General features: G+C 51.4%; 1 protein-coding gene and 1 pseudogene. One reads left to right on the top strand and one right to left on the bottom strand.

Features of this window, described 5'->3' with window-relative positions; genetic code table 11:
- Positions 1–200: 200 nt before the first annotated feature.
- Entirely contained in the window at positions 201–5,972 is a 5,772-nt protein-coding gene (locus RIE73_RS19240) for a translocation/assembly module TamB domain-containing protein (RefSeq protein WP_446402710.1), read from the bottom strand.
- A 378-nt stretch (positions 5,973–6,350) separates the two neighbouring features.
- Between RIE73_RS19240 and RIE73_RS19235 the strand changes: the two are divergent.
- Positions 6,351–6,794: pseudogene (locus tag RIE73_RS19235) on the top strand (PQQ-dependent sugar dehydrogenase); the annotation flags it as partial.
- Positions 6,795–6,935: the final 141 nt, after the last annotated feature.

The raw sequence follows: 6,935 nt of genomic DNA, 5'->3' as shown, positions 1-6,935 counted from the left end.
GCCGAAACCCTTAACCATCAAGGGTTAGAAGGCTATTAAAGCTGAAGAAAGTGCGAGGTTTTGGCTCAAAAATGCTCTATATCAAGAGCTTTTTGGGAAGATGCGATGCAGAATCTGCCGAAGACGGGGCAATGAAACTGTTAAGAGTTCCCTGTTCCCTGTTCCCTGTTCCCTATTCCCTCTTGGGAGCAACTGATGTCCTAAAATCGCCGCCTGTATTCAATAATCGCCCGACTATCCCCGGAAAAATCAGTCCCCCCCCGTAACAACACATTATCATTCAGCCGATAACGCAAATTATATTGAAAGGGTTCCCCAGTAGTTAACTCCTTCAACACCGACACTGAGAAATTTTGCGTGATATCAACCCCCGCCTCAGCCGCAAACCCTAAACTCGAAGCCCGTTCTTCATCATCAGGAATAATTGTCGGAAACAGACGAAACTCACTCAACGGTAACGCATCCGCAATAAAATTCCCCACGGGTGTCAACACCGCTGAACCCGCCAAATTCGCCAACCCCAACGTACTATTCCCTCGACCTAAAGTATCCACAAATCCCCCACCTAAGAGTGCCACAATTTCCGCTTCGCTGCGTGCAGGTGTACTGGTCAATTCCAACCGATCCTCCAGTTGAGACGCCGGTCCTTCCACCTGGGCGACAACCCGAACCGTTTGCACTGCGCCCAACTCAAAATCAGGCGCATCGGCAATTTCCGCCGTCTGGGTGTTTGTCGGGAGTCGCCGTTGGGTTGCTTCCGCCACCGATGTGACTAAACGTACATCTAAATAGGGATTAAGTCCTTGACCCGGAATAAATTCTGCCGTATTTTGATGTCCCCGCGCCAACCGGAATTGAGTCGTAAATAAATTTACCTGACCCCGCGTTAACCGAATCACACCATCGGGTCTTAAATTATCTAAAGACCCATCCAGCGTCAGCGTCCCTTCGGCGAGGAAATTCAAAATTGGTGCCTTTCTAATCTGAATATCTCGGACAAGGGTAATTTCTAAGTCATTAAACTCAATGGGAATACCCTCCTGCGTGTCACCCCCAATTCCTACACCAGTTCCTGCACCGCCATCTTGCTCAGGTAGTGGTACAGTACCATCAACTAAGTTAATTTCACCACTAACCGTGGGATTTAATGCTGTCCCAGTCAACACCACCTGACTTTGTTGGATCTGACCTCGGTATAGGGCTTTCAAGTTAATAGCTAGTTCCCCAATATTTACCGTGAGTGGATTTTGCTGAGGACTGGGCTGGGAGATGGGCAGGGTACCGGCGGCGATAATTTGACCGCCACCATAGTTTGCGGTCAAACTGTTGACATTAACCTGGTCAAAGTTGAACTCAATTTCGCCCGTCACATCCTCAAGCGGTTCGGGTAGGGCTTGGGAGGCAATTGTCGCCCCTTCGACGATCGCGGTTCCCTGTGCCCTGAGTCCTCTCGGACGACCTTCTTCTTGATCAAAGCTGCCTTGAATCTCTAAATTAACGCTTCCGGTTCCTTCCCTCCATGCCACTTGCTGGCGGGTGAGGATATTTAATAACGCCAACCCTTCGTCTTCCACATTCACACTCAAACGGAGTTCCTCACTCTCTGGGGCGGCGGCGCCGGGAACGGGTAACTGGTAAGGGATTCTCCCCTGAACCACTAACTGCGGTTCACCCTCCTCTGTGGGGATACTTTCGGCTAAAAAGCGTAACCGGGCATCACTGTAACTGAAACTCCCCTGCAAGGTTTCAATTGCTTCTTGATTCAGCGTCGCATCGGTTACCATGACTGATCCTCTGGCTTGGGGATTCTCTAAACGTCCCGAAAGCGTCGCTGTGGCGTCCAGATTGCCACTAACCGGACCGATCGCAGGCGGTAAATCCACCACCTCTCGGATCGGGGCAATGGGGACGTTTTCGAGGCGTAACTGACCCGATTGCGTCTCGCCACCAATCGTCCCGGAAAATGTCGCCACACTGTCTTGCGATCGCAAGGTAACCGGCAGCAGCGTCAGTACCCCCTCTTGGAAGCTACCTTGAAGCGTTGCCTGGTTTACCTGATAATCACCCCATTCCCAGTCTTGTCCCTGGAGGTCAAATTTGGCATTAATTCCCGATGCATAAGACCCACTAATCCGAACCATACCGCTAAACGTGCCATCTAACTCCTCTAAATCCGGCAGAATCTCCGCCTCTTGTTCCGCCTGCTGTCGTTGTTGCAGTAGCGTTTCAATTTCCGAGAGACGGCGCAGTTGGATGTTTAGTTTGGCTTGGGGCATTCCCACTTGGGCAATATTCCAGGGTGCGGTGGGGGTGGTGGGTGGTATTGTGGTCAGGTCGATTAACTGCAAACCCCCCACCAAGGTTTCCAGTTGTCCCTGTTCAATATTCAGCGTCCCTTGAAACTGGGGACCCGTGGGCGTTTGTTGAATTCGACCCGATAGGCTATACAGATTTTCCCCTGGTGTCGCGTCCCCGGGTAAACGACTGCCAAAAATTGGACCGGTTAATTCTACCTGGTCTAACGCTACGTCAAAGGTATTCAAATTAATTGCTACTTCCCCAGAAATATCACCGACCAAGGGTTGAGTCTCTAGGGCGGCAGGTACCGGGGCGATATCTTTAATCAAGGCAATGGGAATATTTTCCGTATTCACCCGTAGTACATTACCCTGGCGGGTGCCGGTGGCGATCGCCTCGTCGCGACGAATGGTAAAGGAGACGGGCAGGTAATTAGATCCCAGGGCTACCTCAATCTGATCCGTCTCACCTTGTAGATCTAAGTCTACGCCCTCTCCGGGTATCACCCTCACTGGACCAGCGAGTTCTTCTTCAAACCTCAACCCACTGACGGCAAAATCCGCCAGTTCTAAATTCCCCTGCACACGAGGATTCGTCACTGTTCCGGCAATTGTACCCGTAAAATCCGCCAATCCCGCCACATCCACATCCGCTGCGGCTGGGGGTAAATACGCCGAAAGTTCGGTTAACTCTAAGTTATTTGCCGCCACATCTAAATTAAAATTCCCCACCGCCCCAATTCCCTGATCCAACTGGGCAGGATTCACGCCAATAAACCCACTAGCAGACAGTCCCTCGGCGGTCAACTGTTGCAGGTCTATCCCTTGACCTGTCCAACGAAATGCGGTATCCACAGGACGATCAATTAAAGCAAATCCTTGACTAAACCGCAGTTGACCCGCCGCCCTGAGTGATCGGGCGATCGCTTCTGGGGTCAATGTCTCTAAACGGGTGGAAACATCCAGATTCCCGCTGACTGTTCCCGCAAACTGTTCCCCAAACCGTGCTAATTCAATCCCTCTAGGGTTTAACTGGGCTTGTAGCCTCCCATTACTTAACTGTACTGCCGTCGCCCTCACCGTACCTCCCGCCACGGCTAACCTGCCCTGACCTTGGGCTTGAATCTGATCCAATGCCACCTTCTCAACAGACCCCGACAGGTCAAAATTCCCCGCCAACACCCCAGCAAATTGGGGCGGTAATTCCGGCGCTAACCTCGCCAACTCCAGTCCCGCTGCTTGCACATCTGCCTGCCAACGTCCGGCGACAAGGCTAATCTCCCTTGCCCGGATGATACCCCCTGCCAAATTAACTAGGGCATTTCCATCCCCGCGAATCGTTTCCAGCGCCACCTGATCCAGACTCCCGGACAGATTCATGATTCCGCTGACATTTCCCGACAATTGCGACGGTAGCTGAGGTACAACCCCCACCAATCCCACCTGATTCGCCGCCACCGCCGCTTGCCAACGACCGGCATTGACATCCAAATTCGCCACCTGAACTGTTCCCCCACCCACATTCAGTTGTCCCTCACCGGAGACATTAATCGCTGATGGCGAAAACTCATCCAAAGACCCAGACGCGACAAACGTACCACTAAACGGAGACTCCAGTTGCGGTGGTAATTGAGGCACAAACGCTGCCAATTGAATCCGATTCGCGTCTATCCCGGCTTGCCAACGCCCCTTGTCCAGAGTCACGTTCTCTACATTAATCCGTCCCCCAGCCGCTGTCAGCGCCACTTGACCCATCCCCCTAATCCCGGAAATCGAGGGATCTGCCAGAGAACCAGACAGGGCAAACGTGGCGTTAATTGGTTCTTTTAGGGCGTCCGGAATTTGCGGCGCTAACTCTCCTAATTGCACCCCATTGGCATCAATATTCGCCCGCCAGCGCCCTTGAGACAGTTGAATAGTCTCTACACCAATCGTTCCCCCCGCCAGATTCAGGCGTCCCCTACCCTGGGCGCGAATCTGGGATACGGCAAACTGATCCAAAGGGGTTGATAGGGTAAACTGACCTGCTACCGTCCCCTGAAACTGCGACGGCACATCAGCCAGTTGAGACAGTTCCATCCCTTGGGCTTGGACTAAGGCGGTGAGACGATTATCCAGAACTTGCAGATTTGTCGCCGTAATTGTACCCCCCGCCGCTTGCACCGTCGCCTTTCCTGTAGCGCGGATGTTTTGGGGATTATCCAACGGACCGAAAATTCTGGCGGTTCCGGAGAGAGGACCAACGGGAATCGGTAGGGTGGTGTTGTAGGTTTTCGCTAGTGCTGGGGTTGGCAGGTTATTAGCTTGCAAGTTAAATTGTAATCCTCCCGTTTCCCCCAGTTCAATCACACCCCCTCCAGTAATTTTGCCGCCGATGACGGGTTGGGCTTGCAGGTTGCGAACGGCAAGGCGGGTGGGATCTTGCGGTTGGGCGGGTGTGGTGAGGGTAAAATCGGTACTGATGGATCTGAAGGTGACGCGATCAATCTGAGTCGGTTTCGTGGTCACGGCTTCTCCCTTCACCACAGGTTGGGTCAACGAACCTGTGACTAGCAGGGTGGCTTGGACTTCTCCGGACAAGGGAACGGGCGTGTCTTCCAGATTAAAGGTTTGCAAAACGGGTTTGATCTGTATCGCTTGGGTTTGGGCGGTGAGATTAAATCCCGTCTCTAGATCCACGCTACCATTGGCGGTGGCGGGAATTTGCCCGAATTGGGTGGTTACATCTTCTAAACGAATGGTTGTCTCTTTGAAGCGTAATCGCCCATTAGTATTGGCAAAGGCTTGGGGAAGTTGAGGAACTTGGGCGGTGACATTATCGAGGGTGGCGTTTCCCAGAAACTGGAGGGGTTGATCCGGTTGAATTGTCAGTTCTAAGTCCCCACCAACATTACCCGCATTCACGTCAAGGGGTAGGGGAATTAGCTGATCTAGGGTGCTAGCATTGACATTTTGCCCATTAACTTGTAAGTGAGTGGTGCTAGTGGGGAAGAGGTGTTCGCCTTTCAGGTTAAAGGTACCGCCACTAGCGATTTCACCTTGGACATCGAAGCGAATGATGTCATTATCCTGTAAGAATTGACTACTCCCCTGGGGAATTGCGATCGCGACGGGGGATTGGGGTTTGCCTTCGGTGGATCGAGGCACAAGCTGCACATCAGCATCTCGCACCCCTAAGCGTTGCAATTCTACCTCAATTGCACCGGGTTCTCCGGGTTCTTTGAGTTCTAGGGGCATCCATGATCCATCGACGGCTTGTTCGATATAGACATCCGGTTCAATCAGGGTAACATTTAATTCTAACCGACGGTCGAATATAAGCGGGAGTAAATCATACTCAACCTCCACCGCTTCCATCGAGGCGCGATCAGGTTCGGTATCGGTAGGAGGTAAGGCGGCGCTATCAAAGCGCAGCCCATTCAGGGAAAAGCGTTCAACGTCGCCAATTTCCACGGGGCGTTGTAGGAGTTGGGTGAGGTTTCTTGCTACCAGGGGTGCCAACATCTGTTGGATAAAATACCACGCAAAAGCCGCCCCCCCAGTAATTCCCACCAGCAGGATGATACTGATCCCAATCAACCAACGCCGACGTCGCGAGTGTCTAGGCGATGGAGATTCCGGTTGTTCATTGGAATTGGATTCCGGTTCGTTACTGGGAGGGGGTGCATTCGTCATTCGTCATTTGTCCTTTGTCCTTTGTCCTTTGTCAGGGTTTAAGGCTTGTTAACATGCTTAGTACAGCGTACAGAATTGAGGTTCAGGTACTGAGACGGTTAGGTGTCTGTTGTGAGTGCGATCGCTCGTGCTAATTTTAATCAGGGACAGTATAGTTTATATTTCTTTACTATAAACCGATACTAGAATACGCCAATTCCCCCAACAGGTATAGATGAGATGGTTACAAGTTTTGTTTCTTACCGCCTCAATTCAGTTTAAAATAACTTACAACAAGTTATTGAAGCGATTTTGATGCTTCGGAACATCAATTTTATCTGACCCTAAGCCAAGCAAGACATAGACAAAATAGCTTTAAGAAACGCTAATAACTGGGCAACTACCATTGTCGAAGGATTAGATCATCCCTGGGGGATGGCATGGTTACCCGATGGTGCGATACTGATTACGGAGCGATCGGGACAACTGCGAATTGTCCGCGATGGGGTACTTGATCCCACACCCATCCCTGGAGTCCCAGAAGTGTTTGCCTTCAAGCAGGGTGGATTAATGGATATCTCCCTTCATCCCCGCTTCTCGGAGAATTCATTAGTCTATCTCACCTATTCCCACGGTACACGCCAAGCCAATCATACACGAGTTGCCCGTGCCAAATTTGAGGGTAGCGCCCTCCAGGATTTCGAGGTAATTTTCCAGGTATCTCAACTCAAATCTGGGGGACAGCACTTCGGTTCCCGCATTGTGTGGTTACCTGACGATACCCTGTTAGTGGCGATTGGTGATGGGGGAAATCCACCGGTTCAACTCGACGGTGATTTAATCCTTGACACTCCCCCGGTTGAAAACGCGGGGGATTCTTCGTTCATCCAAACACCTTAGAGTATTGACTTTCATCAATACTGCTATAGGGCGAGTTGTCCCGAAGCGTTTATCCAGTAGTCCTGGAATGTTCCTGTATGCCCT

The organism is Coleofasciculus sp. C1-SOL-03, from assembly GCF_040220555.1.
Taxonomy (GTDB): Bacteria; Cyanobacteriota; Cyanobacteriia; order Cyanobacteriales; family Coleofasciculaceae; genus Coleofasciculus.
The sequence above is the reverse complement of the archived record's forward strand: the minus strand, read 5'-3'. Positions and strand labels throughout refer to the sequence as shown.